This is a genomic window from Thalassospira sp. CA1, assembly GCF_059052855.1.
The window spans coordinates 284,632-301,665 of record NZ_JBZCIA010000002.1; the positions used below are offsets into that span (position 1 = coordinate 284,632).

The 17,034-nt window shown below is 53.9% G+C and carries 18 protein-coding genes and 1 riboswitch; of the genes, 14 read left to right on the forward strand and 4 right to left on the reverse strand.

All coding sequences use genetic code 11. The annotated features are described in order from the left end of the window. Nucleotides 1–3 precede the first annotated feature (3 nt). A complete protein-coding gene (gene thrS, locus AC5Q5A_RS05385; RefSeq protein ID WP_493894604.1) occupies nt 4–1,941 on the reverse strand; it encodes a threonine--tRNA ligase in 1,938 nt (645 codons plus the stop codon). 354 nt (nt 1,942–2,295) lie between these two features. Here thrS and AC5Q5A_RS05390 point away from each other — a divergent pair, with 354 nt between their 5' ends. After that, nucleotides 2,296–3,483 (forward strand): MFS transporter, encoded by a 1,188-nt coding sequence (locus tag AC5Q5A_RS05390; RefSeq protein ID WP_008890723.1) that lies wholly within the window; start codon nt 2,296–2,298, stop codon nt 3,481–3,483. 64 nt (nt 3,484–3,547) lie between these two features. Here AC5Q5A_RS05390 and AC5Q5A_RS05395 read toward each other — a convergent pair whose 3' ends face one another. Further along, nucleotides 3,548–4,237, reverse strand: a complete 690-nt coding sequence (locus AC5Q5A_RS05395) for a DUF599 domain-containing protein (protein WP_493894605.1) — start codon at nt 4,235–4,237, stop codon at nt 3,548–3,550. A 172-nt stretch (nt 4,238–4,409) separates the two neighbouring features. Here AC5Q5A_RS05395 and AC5Q5A_RS05400 point away from each other — a divergent pair, with 172 nt between their 5' ends. The 3 genes from AC5Q5A_RS05400 to AC5Q5A_RS05410 all read left to right on the forward strand — a co-directional run bounded on the left by AC5Q5A_RS05400 (nt 4,410) and on the right by AC5Q5A_RS05410 (nt 6,126). Further along, nucleotides 4,410–4,895: a hypothetical protein gene (locus tag AC5Q5A_RS05400; protein WP_008890721.1), complete on the forward strand. Its 486-nt coding sequence runs from the start codon at nt 4,410–4,412 to the stop codon at nt 4,893–4,895. Nucleotides 4,896–4,980: 85 nt separating this feature from the next. After that, a complete protein-coding gene (locus AC5Q5A_RS05405; protein ID WP_493894606.1) occupies nt 4,981–5,775 on the forward strand; it encodes a peptidoglycan DD-metalloendopeptidase family protein in 795 nt (264 codons plus the stop codon). Continuing rightward, nucleotides 5,776–6,126: a DUF1491 family protein gene (locus AC5Q5A_RS05410; protein ID WP_493894607.1), complete on the forward strand. Its 351-nt coding sequence runs from the start codon at nt 5,776–5,778 to the stop codon at nt 6,124–6,126. Between the two features lie 76 nt (nt 6,127–6,202). Here the strand turns inward: AC5Q5A_RS05410 and AC5Q5A_RS05415 are convergent, their stop codons facing one another. Continuing rightward, nucleotides 6,203–6,523, reverse strand: a complete 321-nt coding sequence (locus AC5Q5A_RS05415; RefSeq protein WP_063089685.1) for a peptidylprolyl isomerase — start codon at nt 6,521–6,523, stop codon at nt 6,203–6,205. Nucleotides 6,524–6,717: 194 nt separating this feature from the next. Here AC5Q5A_RS05415 and yaaA point away from each other — a divergent pair, with 194 nt between their 5' ends. Together yaaA and AC5Q5A_RS05425 are read left to right on the forward strand one after the other, a co-directional pair. Continuing rightward, entirely contained in the window at nt 6,718–7,494 is a 777-nt protein-coding gene (yaaA, locus tag AC5Q5A_RS05420; protein WP_493894608.1) for a peroxide stress protein YaaA, read from the forward strand. Nucleotides 7,495–7,518: 24 nt separating this feature from the next. After that, nucleotides 7,519–8,583 (forward strand): glycosyl transferase family protein, encoded by a 1,065-nt coding sequence (locus AC5Q5A_RS05425; protein ID WP_008890716.1) that lies wholly within the window; start codon nt 7,519–7,521, stop codon nt 8,581–8,583. Between the two features lie 59 nt (nt 8,584–8,642). On the opposite strand, the gene AC5Q5A_RS05430 is transcribed toward AC5Q5A_RS05425, so the two are convergent. Then, entirely contained in the window at nt 8,643–9,185 is a 543-nt protein-coding gene (locus AC5Q5A_RS05430) for a DUF924 family protein (protein WP_493894609.1), read from the reverse strand. Between the two features lie 150 nt (nt 9,186–9,335). Beyond that, nucleotides 9,336–9,532, forward strand: a riboswitch (cobalamin riboswitch). 170 nt (nt 9,533–9,702) lie between these two features. On the opposite strand from AC5Q5A_RS05430, the gene AC5Q5A_RS05435 reads away from it, so the two are divergent. From AC5Q5A_RS05435 to AC5Q5A_RS05470, 8 genes are all read left to right on the forward strand, one after another. Further along, complete coding sequence (locus tag AC5Q5A_RS05435; protein ID WP_493894610.1) at nt 9,703–10,500, forward strand: DUF4198 domain-containing protein; 798 nt, start codon at nt 9,703–9,705, stop codon at nt 10,498–10,500. 16 nt (nt 10,501–10,516) lie between these two features. Continuing rightward, nucleotides 10,517–11,194, forward strand: coding sequence for a cobalt transporter CbiM (gene cbiM, locus AC5Q5A_RS05440; protein ID WP_493894611.1), 678 nt, complete (start codon nt 10,517–10,519; stop codon nt 11,192–11,194). Then, nucleotides 11,187–11,783 (forward strand): NikL family nickel/cobalt ECF transporter subunit, encoded by a 597-nt coding sequence (locus AC5Q5A_RS05445; protein WP_493894612.1) that lies wholly within the window; start codon nt 11,187–11,189, stop codon nt 11,781–11,783. Before cbiM ends, AC5Q5A_RS05445 begins: the two co-directional genes overlap by 8 nt. Next, nucleotides 11,780–12,577, forward strand: a complete 798-nt coding sequence (gene cbiQ / locus AC5Q5A_RS05450) for a cobalt ECF transporter T component CbiQ (RefSeq protein ID WP_493894613.1) — start codon at nt 11,780–11,782, stop codon at nt 12,575–12,577. The genes AC5Q5A_RS05445 and cbiQ overlap by 4 nt, the downstream gene beginning before the upstream one ends. Continuing rightward, nucleotides 12,561–13,268, forward strand: coding sequence for an energy-coupling factor ABC transporter ATP-binding protein (locus AC5Q5A_RS05455; RefSeq protein WP_493894614.1), 708 nt, complete (start codon nt 12,561–12,563; stop codon nt 13,266–13,268). Before cbiQ ends, AC5Q5A_RS05455 begins: the two co-directional genes overlap by 17 nt. A 36-nt stretch (nt 13,269–13,304) precedes the next feature. Continuing rightward, nucleotides 13,305–14,720: an MFS transporter gene (locus tag AC5Q5A_RS05460; RefSeq protein ID WP_493894615.1), complete on the forward strand. Its 1,416-nt coding sequence runs from the start codon at nt 13,305–13,307 to the stop codon at nt 14,718–14,720. A 184-nt stretch (nt 14,721–14,904) separates the two neighbouring features. Beyond that, entirely contained in the window at nt 14,905–16,398 is a 1,494-nt protein-coding gene (locus tag AC5Q5A_RS05465; protein WP_493894616.1) for a right-handed parallel beta-helix repeat-containing protein, read from the forward strand. A gap of 120 nt (nt 16,399–16,518) precedes the next feature. Beyond that, a complete protein-coding gene (locus AC5Q5A_RS05470; RefSeq protein WP_063089670.1) occupies nt 16,519–16,956 on the forward strand; it encodes a MerR family transcriptional regulator in 438 nt (145 codons plus the stop codon). Nucleotides 16,957–17,034: the final 78 nt, after the last annotated feature.

The window sequence follows — 17,034 nt, forward strand, 5'->3', positions numbered from 1 at the left end:
CGATCAGAAGTCGGCTTCGATCACGCGATCGCGGATTTCGGCCGCCATTGCATCACCAAGTTCATCAATGCCAAACGTCTTCTGGTGCTTGAACCCAATGCGACGGACCGAAGCAGTTTTTTCTTCGGCTTCGCGTTTGCCAAGCGCAAGGATCATCGGGACCTTTGCATGGCTGTGTTCACGGACCTTGTAGTTGATCTTCTCGTTACGGGTATCGAGCTCAACATTCAGGCCCTTGGCTTCAAGTGCTGCCTTGACTTCATGGGCATAGTCATCGGCATCATTGGTAATGGTGCAAACAACTGCATGAACAGGTGACAGCCACAGCGGCAAGCGACCGGCATAGTTTTCGATCAGAATACCGATGAAGCGTTCAAGCGATCCAAGGATCGCACGGTGCAGCATGACCGGGCGGTGTTTTTCACCGTCTTCACCCATGTAGGATGCATCAAGACGTTCCGGTAGAACGAAGTCGGCCTGAAGCGTGCCGCACTGCCAGTCACGACCGATGGCATCCCGAAGCACGAACTCAAGCTTCGGCCCATAGAAAGCACCTTCACCCGGATTGACTTCAAGTGCCAGACCCGCTTCTTCAGCCGCTTCGCGAAGGGCTGCTTCGGCCTTGTCCCAGATTTCGTCGGAACCCGCACGCACTTCCGGACGGTCGGAGAACTTCACAAGAATGTCGGTAAAGCCGAAATCCTTATAGACCGACTTCAGAAGGTCACAGAAAATCTTGGTTTCCGAGACAATCTGGTCTTCGGTGCAGAAGATATGGGCGTCATCCTGAATGAACTGACGGACACGCATAATGCCATGCAATCCGCCAGACGGCTCATTGCGGTGACAGCAGCCAAATTCCGCCATACGCAGCGGCAGGTCACGGTATGACTTGCTGCCAAGGCGGAAGATCTGCACGTGACACGGGCAGTTCATCGGCTTAAGCGCCAGAACCTTCTCGGGATCATCTTCATCCGGGGTGGTGGTGAACATGTTCTCGCGGAACTTTTCCCAGTGACCGGATTTTTCCCAAAGCACGCGATCAACAAGCTGCGGCGTACGCACTTCCTGATACCCGGCGGCATCGAGGCGATCACGTATATAGGTTTCGACCTTGCGATAAAGCTTCAGACCCTTGTCATGCCAGAAGACAGAACCCTGGGCCTCTTCCTGCATGTGGAACAGGTCCATTTCACGGCCAAGGCGACGGTGATCGCGCTTTTCTGCTTCTTCAAGCATGTGCAGATACGCATCCAGGTCTTCCTTGCTTTCCCAGCAGGTGCCATAGATACGCTGAAGCATCTCGTTATCCGAATTGCCACGCCAATAGGCGCCGGCAACCTTCATCAATTTGAAGGCCTTGCCGATCTTGCCCGTCGACGGTGCATGCGGACCACGGCACAGGTCGATGAAATCGCCCTGGCGATAGCAAGTAATGGTCTCGGTTTCTGGAAGATCACGGATGATCTCGGCTTTGTATTTCTCACCTTTATCAAGGAAGAACTTGATTGCTTCGTTGCGGTCCCAGACCTCACGCACGATCGGTTCGTTGCGTTCGATGATCTTCTGCATCTGCTTTTCGATCTTGACCAGATCGTCGGGCGTGAACGGCGTTTCGCGGGCGAAATCATAATAGAAACCGTTCTCGATTGACGGGCCAATCGTGACCTGCGTATCGGGATAAAGTTCCTGGACGGCTTCGGCCATGACATGCGCACAATCGTGACGGATCAGCGGCAGAACTTCCGCATGGCCCTTGGTCACGATTTCGATAGTCGCGTCAGTGTCAATCTCGCGCGCGAGGTCGCGCACTTCACCGTTGACGATGATGGCAAAGGACTTCTTTGCCAGCGAAGAACTGATGCTTTTGGCGACATCGAAACCCGATACCGGGCCGTCAAATTCGCGCACGGCACCATCGGGAAGGGTCAGGGCAATCATGGTTGGCTCAACTCTGCTTTATCTGCGGGCATAATTCAGGAATGCACATATAGGACCCGCATGTTTACGCGGGGTAAATGCACAAGAAAAGGAATTTCAGGATGAGGTCAAGTTCGCTCTTTGAAAAAAGCGACTTTCGGGACAGCACGAACCGCCGCAACGCCAATCTGGCGTGCAGTTTTTTCGGCGGTATTCAACTTTTTGTCGGCAAAGCCGTGCATTGATACTATCCCGTAAGGTGAAGACTTAATATAACAGGACAAACTTGTAGAGCAAGACGCAAGCCTTTGCCAAAGGCAGGTTTTGTTCAACGCGTTATTACGGCGCCACCAACGCCATCGAAGGGAGCCCCAAATGTCGAGCCCGGAAGTTCGCCGGAACATCATGATTTTGAGTCTGTGCGTCGCGTTGTCTGCCAGCGCGATGTCGTTGATTTTCACCGTCGCCGCTGTGATCGGCTTTTCGCTGGCCAGTGACAAATCCCTTTCAACCCTGCCAGTCGCCTTCATGATGATTGCCATGATGGCGATGACGGCCCCGTCGGCGGTTGTCATGGCCAAGATGGGCCGAAAATTCGGGTTCTGGATGGGGGCGACCATTGCCATGATGGGTGCAGTGTCGGGTATGGGCGCTGTTTACTACGCCAATTTCTGGCTGCTTTGTGTTGCATGTGCCTGCATTGGTGCTGGCAATGCCATCGCCATGCAATACCGTTTTGCCGCCGCAGAAGCCGCACCGGTGGAATTTCGTGCGCGTGCGATTTCCTACACCATGCTGGGCGGGCTTGCCTCGGCCTTTATCGGGCCGAACCTGGCAAGCTTTGCGCGGGACTGGTTTGAGACGATCCCGTTTCTTGGCACCTTCGTTGCCCTGATCGGTTTGCAGTTCCTGTTGGTGATTGCCATTGGTCAGCTGCGCTTGCCCGATATGCGCGGGCACAAGCATCCTGAACCGGCGCGTCCGTTATCAACCGTAATGGGTCAACCCGCCGTCATCGTTGCGATCATTGCAGGTGCGCTTGGCTATGCGGTCATGAGCTTTGTCATGACGGCGACACCGCTTGCGATCCTTGATTGCGATTACGCGTTCGGTGATGCCGCCTTTATCATTCAGTGGCATGTGGTGGGCATGTATGCGCCCGGTTTCTTTACCGGTAACCTGATCAAACGATTTGGTGCGCTTAAGGTTATTCAGGCCGGTGCAATCCTGAACTTTGCCTGTCTTGCGGTTGGTCTTGCCGGACAGGACCTGATCGGCAATTTCTGGGTGTCGTTGGTACTTCTCGGCGTTGGCTGGAACTTCATGTTTGTCGGTGCGACGACGTTCCTGACCGAGAATTACCGTCCGTCCGAACAGGCGCGGGTGCAGGCGATCAACGAATTTTGCGTATTTGGCACCGTTGCGATTGCATCGCTGTCGGCAGGCACGATCTATGCCGGGTCGGGATGGGGCACGCTGCTTTACAGTGCCGCTTTGCCGGTTGGTCTGGTGTTGCTGATCGTTGCGACCTTCGCGATCCGCCGCAAGGCACAAGCGGCCTGAAGGCAGGACTTTGATAGATAAAAGAAAGGGCCGCACACGCGGCCCTTTTTCGTTGCTGTGCCGATCAGTGATGACCGCTCAGGATATCGAGTGCGTGCGATCGGAATTCCCGATTATAAAGAACCAGCGTCACCCAGGTCGCACAGACAATGAAGGCAAGCGGATGATAGAACCAGCCCAATGCCGAGAGTGCAAAGAAATAGGCGCGAATTCCGCGGTTGAAATTGTGGGCAGACATCATGCTCATGCGTGATGCCCGTGCAGCCGCGCGGGCAGCATCTGGCGCGTCGGCTTCCGGTGCGGCGCCGATCAGGATCGAGCAATAGTTCGATAACCGAAACGCCCACGTGAATTTGAAGAAGGCATAAATAAAGATCACGATCAGCAACACCACCTTGCACTCCCACACAGCCGGCGTGGTGACAGCGGCAAAGGGCAGGGCAGAAACAGTTTCAATCGCCTTGTCGGTATATCCCAGCAGCGCCATCAGGCCGATCAGGACCAGAATGGTTGTCGAGGAAAAGAAACTGATGCCGGTGATCAGGTTGCTGGAAATTGATGTATCAACCATCCGGATGTCGCGTTTAAGCATCTGTTCCATCCAGCGATGGCGATTGCGTGCCATATGGGCAGAGATGGAGTTACGGCGTCGCGAACTGGCATCGGCAAAAATCGTATAACCAACCCACCAGGCAAACGCCCAACAAATTGCGACAACATCAAGAAGCGTGAAGGTGGGCATAACGGGTTCCATTCAAAGCCGTTCCATCAGATTTATTCTAATCCTAGTGATAATGCGCTATCGTTCGCAATATTGTTTGCCACGCAATGTGATGGATGCATAGCAGATGGTCATGTCACCAGTCCGGGTTGAGTTTTCCCGCAATCCAGAGTATCAGCAGCGCAAATTTTGATTGGAGAGCGACATGAGCGATCTTGAAAACGATCTTGGCGACGACATCGACTTCGAAGAATTCGAAGCCCATACCGAAAAGCTGCTGGAAGACGGACGCACCAAAGACGACCTGTTCGAGTTCATCGGATTCATGAACATCAACGAAGTCGGCACGCACATGATTGCGGCCGAAATGGTGCTTGATGAAGATGCCATCGACCAGATGAGCAAAAACCTGCGGAAACTCGAAATCGATCTTTCACCCCTTGGCGAGCTAACTGGCGGACTTAAAGGTGGCGAAGACGTCAAACGCGCCCTTGGTGCCTTGTTCCTGGAGCTGGTCGAGCTTTGCGAAATTGATGAAGATGACGAAGACGCCGGCGAGCTTTCCGAAGAAGCACTGCTGCTGTTGAACTTCATCAAACGCTTCAATCCGCAAATGCGCCGCCTGACGGTTGCATTGACGGACACCGATGATGACGATGTGTCCTGCGAATATGAAGTGACCAACTGGTAAGCCAGGGCTTGCCGATCAGGCAAAAATTAATGTAGCTAAAGGCAGGGCATCGTTCCCTGCCTTTTTCTGTTTCGGAGCCACTACCGTGACCGCCTTGCGATCGACTGCTGCTGCCCAACGTCTTCAATCCTATCAGGACCGCTTTGCAAATGGCGTGGAGCCGATGCTAGAAGCCGCAGGCCTGCGTGCGTGGATCGATGAGAACCGAGATGTTTTTCACTCGGTCATGGAATGCGACCTCAAAACATGCGCGAAGATCGTTTACGACTTTTCTTCAAACGGCGATGTGGTGATTGGTGGCGAAAGCGATCCAGCACGCCAGACCGAAATCATGTGGCAGCAACTGGCCGATGCCAATGCCCCGGTTGGCATTGGACGTTATCGCGAAGACCGCATCTGTTATCAGTCCGAACAGTTCAAAAACGATGGCGAGGCCCGCAGTCAGCATCTTGGTATCGATCTGTTCGCACCGGCATATACGCCGGTCTTTGCACCGCTGGACGGCGTTGTGCAGAGCTTTGCCGATAACAACCTGCATCTGGATTATGGGCCGACCATTATCTTGCAGCATGAACCGGCGGAAGGAATCCGGTTCTATACGCTCTATGGTCATCTCAGCCGCGAATCCCTGGAAGGGCTTTACAAGGGCAAGGAAATCAACGCCGGTGACCTTCTGTGTCGGTTTGGCGATTTCCCGATCAATGGCGACTGGATTCCTCATCTGCATTTCCAGATCATCTTTGACATGCTGGGGCGTGAAGGGGACTTCTTTGGTGCCGCCAAGCCGTCTGAATGGGATATCTGGGAAAGTATCTGCCCCAACCCCAACCTGATCCTGCAAATGCCCGAAAACGTGACCGCGTCACGGGAAGGGGTATAGATGCAACCGCGTCTGAAAGCCGGGTTGTGGGTGCGCGCGCAGATCGCGATTTGCCAGTCGAACCTGATTACGGCGATGGTGGCCCATAAGGGCAACGAAGATGCAGGGGCCGTGCTTGTGAAGCTCAACCGGTTTGATGCAGGGTGCTTTGTCTATTCACGGGTGACCACACTTGATGGGGATCTGGGCTGGATGCTGCTGGCCGGTGGCCCGGACGGGGGCCGCGAAACCGAGTTTGCTTGCGATGAATACTGGCGCAAACAAATTGGCTATGATCCGGATGTCTGGGTGCTGGAGATCGAAGATCACAAGGGGCAATACGAACTTGATGCCCCGATTGTCGATTTCTGACAGGCGGGTCTGAAAAAGAAAAAGGCTGGCAATGAAATGCCAGCCTCTACGTTTTGCTTCACGCGGAAGCGATTGCTTATGCGGTGCGCTGCAGCAGGTGGTAACCGAAATCGGTCTCAACCACGTCAGACGTCGAACCAACTTCCATGCTGAACGCAGCAGCATCGAATTCCGGAACCATCATGCCACGGCCGAAGAAGCCAAGGTCGCCGCCCTGCTGGCCGGACGGGCAATCGGAGTTGGCTTTTGCCAGTTCTGCGAAATCGGAACCGTTTGCGATCTGGTCTTTAAGCGCGTTGATTTCGGTCAGGGCTTCGTCTTTGGTGCGGGTGGCGGTCGAACGTGCCGAACCGGCATACATCAGAAGAATGTGCGACGCGCGAACTTGTTCACTCATAATGGGTCCTTTCATCCGTCAAAACTTGCAACCGACGGATTTTCTGCAAGATTAGAAGTTTATGGATAACGCTAAGGGTCCAAATCCATGTACAGCCGTATACTCCTGTACATAGGGTTGGACCCTAGACATTGCCCATGCCTTGTGGCTTGTTACGACAAATCGAACCGAGATGAAAGAGAAGAGGCAGATTGATGCTTGCTGTTGTGTCCCCGGCCAAAAAGCTGGATTTCGAAACAGACGTCCCGGAAATGTCTGTTTCTCAACCCGCATTTCTGGACGACACCGAACAACTTGTTGATGTCGCGCGCAAAAAAAGCCGCAGCGATCTGATGAAGCTCATGGGCATCAGCGAAAACCTTGCCGATCTGAACTATCAGCGTTTTCAGCATTTTTCGCGTCCGTTTAATAGCACCAACGCCAAACCGGCGATCTTTGCATTCCGCGGTGATACCTATGTCGGCCTTGATGCCGATACCATGAAGGCCGAAGACATCGACTGGGCAGAAGATCATTTTCGGATGCTCTCGGGCCTTTATGGCCTTCTGAAGCCGCGCGATTTGATGCAGCCATATCGTCTTGAAATGGGAACGCGCCTTTCCAACCCGCGGGGCAAGGACCTTTACGCGTTCTGGGATGATAAGCTTTCAAAAGAAATCAACGCGATTACAAAAGGTCACAAGGATCGAAGCCTGATCAATCTCGCCTCGAACGAGTATTTCAAATCGATCAAGACCAAGGTCCTTGATGGCCCGGTAATTACGCCTGTGTTTAAGGAAGTGAAGGGCGGTACGGCCAAGGTTGTCGGCTTCTCGGCAAAGCGTGCGCGTGGCATGATGGCACGCTATATGATTGACAATCGGCTCGAAGACCCGCAAGAGCTCAAGAAGTTTAATGTTGATGGCTATCGCTATCAGGATGACCTCTCGACCGAGACAGAGTGGGTCTTCACGCGTATTCACGATCAGTAACACCAACTATTCCGGTGAAACCATATGACCGACGAGCATCTTGAACAGCTCGAGGATGAGAATGTCTTACCAGAGGCGCATCCGTTTTCTGGCTATCTGCGCACGTTCTTCCGTGGGCCGGGTCGTTCGCGCAGTCTGACACGCGAGGAGGCATTTGATGCGTTCTCGATGATCCTGCGCGACGAGGTCGAACCGATCCAGCTTGGCGCATTCCTTTTGATGCTGCGCTACCGTGCTGAGACGCCCGAAGAACTGGCCGGCATGATCGAAGCTGTGCGCAAGGCCGCGCGCCTTGAACCGGATGAAGACAGCAAAGATGACGCGCTTATGCGTCCTGCGCTGGATTGGCCATCCTATGCGGCCGGTCGGACCCGTGGTCTGCCCTGGTTTGTGCTGTCGGCGCTTTTGCTGTCGCAGAATAATGTTCCGGTGCTGATGCATGGCTATAACTCGCATCTGGTCAACGGGATCAGCACAGAAGTTGCCATCAAGGCGCTTAAGCTTCCGATTGCCATGTCTGCAGAAGAAGCGCGTTCTGATATCGCATCGAAGGGTTTTGCATATCTGCCGCTGCGTCACATGCATCCCAAGCTGCAGGAGCTGATTGGATTGCGTCCGCTTCTTGGGTTGCGCAGTCCGGTCAATACGTTACTGCGTTTGCTTAATCCGTTGCATGCGCGTGCAGCCTTCCTTGGTGTGTTTCATCCGGCGTTTCTTGATGTCCATCGTGAAACCGGCAAGCTTTTGGAACTTCCACGCATCGGTGTGATCAAGGGCGGTGGCGGCGAAGCCGAAAGAACACCCTATAAGCATGTCGATCTGCGCATGCTTGATAATGGTGAGCTCAATGATGTTCGCTGGCCCGCATTGCTGTCAAAAACCGAAAAGGATGGCGAAGATCAAAGCCCTGTGTCGCTAAAGCACTTCCTGGCAGTCTGGCGTGGCGAGGTGGAAGATATTCCCGCCGAAGCCAAGATCAAGGGGAGTGCCGCCATGGCAGCCTTCCTTGCTGGCAAGGCGGATTACATGGATGAGGCAGAAAGCCTTGTTCAAGGCTGGTGGGATAATCGCGACCGTGATGTTGGCTGATGTTCTGCGCCTAAGTGCGATCGAATAAAAGGGACGGGAAACCGTCCCTTTTTTAATGCTCAGAACGATGATCCGGGCTCTTTGAGAAACGCCACTTCCTCTGGCGTCGATGCGCGGCCCAGTATTTCGTTCCGATGTGGATAGCGGCCAAACCGGTCAATGATCTTTTTGTGTTTCAGCTCGAACTCGTAATTGTGCTCAAGGCCGGGCTGTGAAAACAGGTCAACCGCCACTTCATGAATGATTTCTGATTCTGAGTGCATGTAGGGCATATACAGGAATGCTTGTTCCTGCGGGGTGACCAGTTTGCGATCCAGCCTCAAGGAAACAGCTTCCTGCGCCAGCACCAATGCCATTGGATCCGATGCAAAGGACTGTGGCTGATCGCGGTACATATTGCGGGAAAACTGATCAAGAACGATGATCTCGGCAAGCCGTCCGTGGGCGGTTTTGCGCCAGTTAAAAAGCTCCCCGGCCGTGGCGGCGGCATGAAAATCGGCAAAGCGTTCCGCGATATGGCGATCCAGGGCTTCATCCTTGATAAACCACTGTTTTTCTTCGAGTTCCTTGAACCAGAAAACAAGAACCGTTTCAGGTTTCATAATGTTTCCACCCATCTGATTGCAGGCTTTTGCGGCCCGTCGGCAAAATTGCGGGTGATCTTCGCGCCCGGTTTAAGGCGCGTCAAGCCATCCGCAAAAAGATTGTCATGGACCATGGGGCAAGGAGTTGACAGCAATCCGTCCTGCGTGGATTATGACATTGTCTTTGGTGTTGATCCGATTGGACCAACTTAAAAGGGAACGTGGTGCGTCATGCATGACAAAGCCACGGCTGCCCCCGCAACTGTAAGCGTTCAGAGCATTGCTTATGCCACTGGTGCAAACCGGGAAGGCGCATTGCTGTTTAAACCGTGAGCCAGGAGACCTGCCTTTGACTGCCGGGTGCCGATTGCCCGGTATGAAACTGTTGGACGCCGGGGTGAGCGTCAGGTTGCAGGGGTACAAACGGTCTTTTGAAGATCCGCAATCTTGCTTCCAGCCATCCTATCGTTCTTTATCCTGACCCTGTGCGTTGGGCCTTTGGCCTGCGTGCATCGTTTGAGAAAGAGACGATTATATGTTTAAGACCCTTGGCAGGCTTGCAATTGCAAGCGCCTGCGTGCTGTCGGCGGCCATGCCGGCGCATGCGCATTTTCAATTGGCCTATACGCCGGACGTGAACGTGACCAAGGCCGGGGATCAGCCGGTTAAGCTGATTTTCTGGCACCCGTTTGAAAACGGTCATGTCATGGATATGGCCGAGCCGCTTGAATTTTATGCGGTTAACCGCGGTGAGAAACTTGATCTGAAATCAACGCTTTCGCCGATTACTTTCACCGGAATTGCCAACTCGGCAGCGGCCTTTGACGCAACTTTGACTCTGCGCCGCAGCGGTGATTACGTCATGGTGGTGGTCCCCGCGCCGTATTATGAAGAAAGCGAAGATATCTTCATCCAGCAGATCACGAAGTCCTATGTGAACCGCAATGAAATTCCGACCGACTGGATGGAACCGCAAGGTCTAAAAACCGAAATCCTGCCGTTTAATCGACCAACCAACATCATTGCCGGTTCGACCTTTACCGGCCGAGTGTTAGGGGAAGGCCAACCTGTGGCCGGTGTTGAAGTCGAAATCGAATACATGGCCGCAGAACCCGATATGGCCAGTAACACACCCAAAGGGCCAACGGCATCGCCAATGCCCGGTGGTGCGGTTGTGGCCATCTCCGATCAAAACGGGTATTTCACTTTTGGTGTCCCCAAGGCAGGTTTTTGGGGATTTGCAGCACTTGGCAGCGGCCCTGATAAAGAATTTCAGGGCAAGGAACTTTCACAGGATGCAGTCCTGTGGGTTCGCGCCTATGATGTGAAATAGGCGAGGGACAAAACAGATGCATATTGTTGATGGTGCGCTGGCACCGGAAGTCTTGATTGGTGGGGGTATTCTTGCAGTTGCCGGGCTTGGCCTTGGTCTGCGGAAACTGCCAATCGATAAAATTCCCGCAACCGGGGTTTTGTCGGCAACATTCTTTGTTGCGTCGCTTATTCATGTGCCGGTGGGACCATCCAGTGTGCATCTGATCATGAGCGGTCTTGCCGGGCTGGTGCTTGGCTGGACCGCGTTTCCGGCACTTTTTGTCGGTCTCTTGCTTCAGGCGGTTTTCTTTGGCTTTGGCGGCCTGACGGTTCTTGGCGTCAATACGGTCAATATCGCCTTTCCAGCTGTGCTGGCGGGGCTTTTGTTCCGGGGAATGGTATCGCGCAGCAACCCGGTCACAGCCGCCGTCCTTGGCGGATGTGCCGGTGCATCTTCCATCGGGCTGACAACGGTATTTGTCGCGATTTCGCTTGCGCTCAGCGGTGATGCGTTTGTCCCGGCGGCCAAGCTGGTCTTCTTTGCCCACATTCCGATCATGGTGGTCGAAGGACTGGTTTCAGCGGCATCAGTGTATCTGATCGCCAAGGTCAAACCGGCCTTGTTGCAGGCCGCCGATCAGATGTCGGGCTTTGAGATGCAGCCGGCAGCATCCTTACGTGCAAAGCAGGCGGGCGAGGTTTCCAATGGCTAGATCACTCATGCTGGTCTTTGCGCTTGGCATGCTTGTGGTTGGCGCAGCACCTGCACAGGCGCACAAGGTTATCGCATCCCTGTTTCCAAGTGGTTCGAACATCGAAGGTGAAATCGGTTTCTCCAACGGTGTCATGGCCGAAAACACGCTTGTTGAGATCTTTGATCTTGATGGCAACAAGATTGATGAAGTTACCACCGACGGTGATGGTTTCTTTGTCTACACACCAAGCCAGCAGGTTGATCTGCGTTTTCGTGCCGATCTCGGGGCAGGGCACGTTGCAGAGGCAACCTTTGCCATTGCGGACCTGACGGATGTTGATGGGGCTGTACAAACAGCATCGTCAAAGGCGCCGACAGCATCGGGGGCAGGGTCAAACGCTGGTCCTGCAATTACCCGCGCACAGGAAGAAATCATTGCGACCATCGTTCGTGACGAATTGCGTCCGCTCAGGCGCGAACTCACCGCCTACAAGGAAAAGAATGATCTTCAATCGATTCTGGGCGGCATTGGCTATATATTCGGTGCCTTCGGGACCATTTATTACATCGCTGCGCGACGGCTAAGAGCAAAAGCACCCAACGCATGAGCCACCTTTTCGGACATGACCAACCCCTGAGCGTTCAGGCGCGTGGCGGACATTCACCGTCATTCGTTGGAACGTTTGACCCAAGGGTAAGGGTGGTCGCGGCCTGTATTTTTGCAATCGTCGTGGTGGCCCTGCATCAGATCGAGTTTGCACTGGGTGCCCTGATATTGGCCGCCATTACAATGAACCTGACGGACCTGCCGCTGCGTGTAACCCTGAAACGTATGGCGGCGATGGACGGGTTCATTATCGTCATGCTGGTAATGTTGCCGTTTACGACCCCCGGAACACCGATGTTTTCGGTGCTTGGGGCAGAGGCCAGCAAGGAAGGCCTGATGCATGCCATCCTTGTCGGCATACGGGCCAATGCGGTTGTCCTGATGATGCTAAGCCTTTTGTCGGGTATGACGCCGGTGACACTTGGCCATACGCTATATCGTCTGAAATGTCCGCCGGTTCTGGTGCATCTGATGATGTTTACGGTGCGTTATATTTCGGTGCTGCATGATGAATATCATCGTCTTCGCATGGCGATGAAACTTCGCGGGTTTAAGGCACGCAACAATGCCCATACCTACCGGTCTTTCGGCTATTTGTTTGGCATGTTGGTAGTGCGGTCGCTTGAACGGGCCGAACGTGTGCTTGAAGCCATGAAATGCCGCGGATTTAGTGGTCATTTCCCGATGATTGATGATCTGGCATTCAAGCGTCGGGACGGTGCATTTGCCGTTTTCTTCCTTGCCCTGATTATTGCCCTTGTCCTGATGGATCGCATGTATGTCGTCGCTTATTGAACTGAATGATATTTCCTATGGCTATCGGGCAGGACAGAATGTGCTCGATCGTGTCAGTCTGACGCTTGATCCGGGCGAACGACTGTTTCTTGCAGGGCCGAATGGGGCTGGTAAAAGTACGCTTTTGCGTATTCTTGTCGGTCTGATTAAGCCGCATGCGGGTGAAATCCGTGCCTTTGGCACCTCGCGTGTGACCGATGCCGAATTTCACGATTTGCGCTGCCGGGTTGGTTTTATCGTGCAGGACCCTGATGACCAGCTTTTCTGCCCAACCGTGATCGAGGACATCGCTTTTGGTCCGCTAAACCTCGGTGCCAGCCGTGAAGAAGCCCTTGCGATTGTGGATGAGGTCCTGGATCAACTGCATCTCAAACACCTGCGTGAACGTATTACGCATGAGCTTTCTGGCGGTGAGAAACGGCTGGTTTCTGTGGCCGCTGTCCTTGCCATGAAGCCCGATGTTTTGCTGCTTGATGAGCCGACAAACGCGCTTGATGAAGAAAACCTGCGCCGGCTTGAAGAAATCCTGCTAGGGCTGCCACAAGCCATGATCCTTGTGTCGCACGATCCGCATTTCAGACGGAAACTTGCAACGCGGATCATTGAATTGCGCACCGGAAAAGTGCTTCAACTGCCAGACAAGAAATGCACGGCCAGTGAACGCACCAACCAGGCCGAGACCGCATCCTGAGGGCCCTGTGCCTCGGACGAGCATGAAAGGGCGGTGATGACATCAAACCTATCCCCGTTTTCCCAACCGGCCTTTCGCCATCTGTTTTCCGCCCAGATTACCTCCCTGATCGGGACAGGGCTGACGACGGTGGCGCTATCGTTGTTGGCTTATGACCTTGCCGGTGATGACGCTGGTCGGGTGCTCGGTTCCATCCTTGTTTTGAAAATGGTGGCCTATCTCGTGATCGCACCGGTTGCTGGGGGCATGGCCCATCTGTTGCCGCGTCGGATGTGGCTGGTCGGATTGGATGTGTTGCGGGCGGGGATCGTGCTTTGTCTGCCCTTTGTTGATCAGGTCTGGCAGATTTTCGTTCTGGTGTTTGTCGTAAACGCAGCTTCGGCGGCCTTTACCCCCGTGTTTCAGGCGATCATCCCGGAAATTCTCCCGGATGAAAAGGCATATACCAAGGGGCTTTCTTACGCGCGGCTGGCCTATGACCTTGAAAATCTGGCCAGCCCGGCCTTGGCCGCGGCCCTTTTGGTTGTGTGGTCGTTTGACAGTCTGTTTTTGGCCAATAGCCTGACCTTTGCGATCTCGGCTTTGCTGATCATGACAGCACAGATCCCGCCGGCCGCACCGACGGATCGGACTGGCGGTATTTATGCCAATACGGTGTTTGGCATTGTAGCTTATCTCAAGACGCCGCGTTTGCGCGGGCTTCTGGCCGTTTACTTTGCCGTGTCATCGGTTGGGGCAATGATCATCGTCAATACCGTGGTTCTGACGCGCGGCATTCTTGGCGGGACAGAGTTGCTGACGACAAGCTTTTTGGCCTGTGCCGGCACCGGGTCAATGTGTGCGGCATTCCTGATCCCGCGGCTGATCGAACGCGTGGGTGAACGCCATCTGATGTTGGCGGGTATTGTTGCTGCGGCGGTCGCAATGATCCTAGGCGGCGCTTTGATGATTTCAGATTTGGCGTCGGTCATCGCTTTCGCAGTTCTGTGGCTGATTGCCGGTGCCGGGACGACATTTGCCCAAACCCCCGGCGGACGGCTTGTGCAACGGTCTGCCGGGGAAGGCGATCGTTCCGCGTTTTTTGCGGCCAACTTCGCGTTATCGCATGGCGGGTGGCTGTTTGCTTATGGCATCGTTGGCTGGCTTGGAAGTTTGGCGGATCTGTCGGCAGCTTTTCTTGCATCCGGGGGCATGGCAATCGGTTCTGTGATTGTTGCTGTCATGCTCTGGCCGAAGGAAGACAGACTTGAAATCAAACACAGTCATCCGGGGTTTTGGCACGAACATCCGCACGACCATAATGACCCGCATCACGTCCATATTCATGAAGAAGTGGCTGAGACAGACAAGCATCGTCATCGGCACTTCCACCCGCCCGTAACCCACAAGCATCGCTTTGTCATCGACAGCCACCATACAAAATGGCCAATGGAAAGCGGCGATCGCGTCTAGGTAACTCGCGCTAAAACCAGAATGTGAGGAAAACTCACTTTTGCGTTTTACCGGGCGCGTGGTGACATTTCAAAAAGTATGAGGATATGAATTCAGGTGCCCTCACGGCGCGCCTGAAACAACATACTTGGCGTCAGGTTGTTTTGCGTTATGGTTTTGCAATCCAAACAGGGAGGGGCGGGGTATGGAAGTTGTTTACGTATCGAGTGACGGGCAAGAACACTGGATTGATGCCAAGACGCGCCCGACATTGACCCTTGATCAGGCGATTGCGCAAAGCCGGCCCGGACAAATGATCCGGATGATTGCGGGGGATTATTGCTTTGATGAACCCTTGCGTTTCCCGCGTAGTGGGACGGCTGATCAACCGATCATTGTCCGAGGTGAACCCGATGCGATAATCGACGCGGCAAAGCTTCCTGATTCTTCCGTTTCGGCAAGTAATCCGGGACGGGATGGGTATGCCGTCTTCCAATTGATTGATGTCGCCCATATCCGGCTTGAGCTTTTTACCATCAAGCGGGCTTGGCCAAGTGCTGTTTATATCGAAAACAGTCAGCATCTGGCGTTTCGCGACCTTGATATCACCGAGGGCACCTATGCGTTTTATGCCAACGGCGAACAAACCCGCGGCATCTCGATCACGGGTTGCCGTTGGGTCCAGAATCCCGATATCTGGCGTCAAATTCGCTGGGATGAAATTCACGACGGCAAGGACGAAGACGGCAATGTTATCGAGGTTGAGTATCGCTACCTGAACGGGGCGTTCTTCGGGGCTGATGATATTATCGGGGATGTCGAAATCATCCGAAACGATATCTGTGATTGCTACAACGGCGTTCGGATGGATGTATCCCAGCATAATCTGGATGCACCGGTCGGCAGCTTTAACCGCGACGTCAGAATCTTTGACAACCGGTTCAGATATATCCGCGACAACCCGATAGAGCCCGAAGCAACCGCCGTTGGCTGGTGGATCGGCCGCAACCGGTTTTATAACTGCCATAAGCTGTTCTCGCAGGACGGTGTGCGTGGCGGATTCTGGTATTATTTTGGCAATATCTGCTGGTTTGACAGCCGACCGGGCCCAGAAGGGGACGAGAATAACGGCGGCGCTGTTTTCAAGCTGGGCAAGGGCGGATCAGTGGCCCAGCCGGATTATATTTCCGCCTGCCTGCACAACAGCTTTTTCCTGCGCCAGAAATACATCAAGAAGGGCACGACGCGCGGCCTGATCAATGCCCGCAATGCAATTGAACATGCCGATCCGGCAAAACTCCCCGAAGACCTGATGCCACTGGATCAGACATTCTTTGGTCCGGCCGACAAACTTTCGCTGTCGGCGGATGGTCCATTGCCTGTTTCGTTTGAAGGCGATCTTGCCAACCATCCGACATATCCGGAAGTGTTTGATCCCTATGATGGTGTTTTGCGTGATCCGCGCGTTTCTGATGGTCCGTTGTTCGAAGATGGGCTGTCAGGGCGGTTTGATCTTCGCGCGCAACATCGAGAAGGGTATTGCGACACACTGAGCATCCCGATGCCTGATGGCGGGACTTGGTTGTCTCAACGCGCATTCTGGCCCGGTGCGTTGACAGATGGGGAAGTCTTCGAGGGACCGGACTATGTTCCCGTCGATCTTGATTACGTTCGAGGTTTGCCTGTTTACAATGATTGACAGGACGTCTTCGTAACGCCCGGCACCCGGTGTTATAGCCTTACGTATGCGTAAATCAGTTGACTGGGCTGTCGGAATGTTGCGATGGTGACGCACCGCATTCAACAAACAAGAAAAAACATGAACGATAAGCTTTATAGCATTACCGAGCTGGCCGAAGAATTTGACATTACGCCGCGTGCAATCCGGTTTTACGAAACCAAGAACCTGCTTGCACCACAGCGTGCCGGTGCGACGCGTGTATATAATTACCGTGACCGGGCGCGGCTGATGCTGGTGCTGCGTGGCAAGCGTCTTGGTTTCTCGCTTGAGGATATCAAGGAATATATCGATCTCTATGACGCAGACCGCAGTCGGACGGAACAGCTTGCCCATCTGATGCTGGTTGGACGTCGCCGGATCGAAGAGCTTGAACAGCAGCTTGAAGACGTGCAGACGACCTTGCAGGAACTGCGCACGATTGAGAATGAAGCAATTGATTCGCTGCGTGAAAAGGGCATCGACCCGGAAAAGGCCGTTGCCGATATCAAGGCCAAGCTTGTCGCAGAAACCGCCTGAAATTATCGACGCTTCTGCCTGAAACGAAAAAGCCCGGTATTTCACCGGGCTTTTGTTGTGTGGTCATGAAAATGCGGC

Coding starts and splice junctions, on each gene's coding strand:
- thrS (WP_493894604.1), bottom strand. CDS start 1,941: ATGATTGCCCTGACCCTTCCCGATGGTGCCGTGCGCGAATTTGACGGC.
- AC5Q5A_RS05390 (WP_008890723.1), top strand. CDS start 2,296: ATGTCGAGCCCGGAAGTTCGCCGGAACATCATGATTTTGAGTCTGTGC.
- AC5Q5A_RS05395 (WP_493894605.1), bottom strand. CDS start 4,237: ATGGAACCCGTTATGCCCACCTTCACGCTTCTTGATGTTGTCGCAATT.
- AC5Q5A_RS05400 (WP_008890721.1), top strand. CDS start 4,410: ATGAGCGATCTTGAAAACGATCTTGGCGACGACATCGACTTCGAAGAA.
- AC5Q5A_RS05410 (WP_493894607.1), top strand. CDS start 5,776: ATGCAACCGCGTCTGAAAGCCGGGTTGTGGGTGCGCGCGCAGATCGCG.
- AC5Q5A_RS05415 (WP_063089685.1), bottom strand. CDS start 6,523: ATGAGTGAACAAGTTCGCGCGTCGCACATTCTTCTGATGTATGCCGGT.
- yaaA (WP_493894608.1), top strand. CDS start 6,718: ATGCTTGCTGTTGTGTCCCCGGCCAAAAAGCTGGATTTCGAAACAGAC.
- AC5Q5A_RS05425 (WP_008890716.1), top strand. CDS start 7,519: ATGACCGACGAGCATCTTGAACAGCTCGAGGATGAGAATGTCTTACCA.
- AC5Q5A_RS05430 (WP_493894609.1), bottom strand. CDS start 9,185: ATGAAACCTGAAACGGTTCTTGTTTTCTGGTTCAAGGAACTCGAAGAA.
- AC5Q5A_RS05435 (WP_493894610.1), top strand. CDS start 9,703: ATGTTTAAGACCCTTGGCAGGCTTGCAATTGCAAGCGCCTGCGTGCTG.
- cbiM (WP_493894611.1), top strand. CDS start 10,517: ATGCATATTGTTGATGGTGCGCTGGCACCGGAAGTCTTGATTGGTGGG.
- AC5Q5A_RS05445 (WP_493894612.1), top strand. CDS start 11,187: ATGGCTAGATCACTCATGCTGGTCTTTGCGCTTGGCATGCTTGTGGTT.
- cbiQ (WP_493894613.1), top strand. CDS start 11,780: ATGAGCCACCTTTTCGGACATGACCAACCCCTGAGCGTTCAGGCGCGT.
- AC5Q5A_RS05455 (WP_493894614.1), top strand. CDS start 12,561: ATGTCGTCGCTTATTGAACTGAATGATATTTCCTATGGCTATCGGGCA.
- AC5Q5A_RS05460 (WP_493894615.1), top strand. CDS start 13,305: ATGACATCAAACCTATCCCCGTTTTCCCAACCGGCCTTTCGCCATCTG.
- AC5Q5A_RS05465 (WP_493894616.1), top strand. CDS start 14,905: ATGGAAGTTGTTTACGTATCGAGTGACGGGCAAGAACACTGGATTGAT.
- AC5Q5A_RS05470 (WP_063089670.1), top strand. CDS start 16,519: ATGAACGATAAGCTTTATAGCATTACCGAGCTGGCCGAAGAATTTGAC.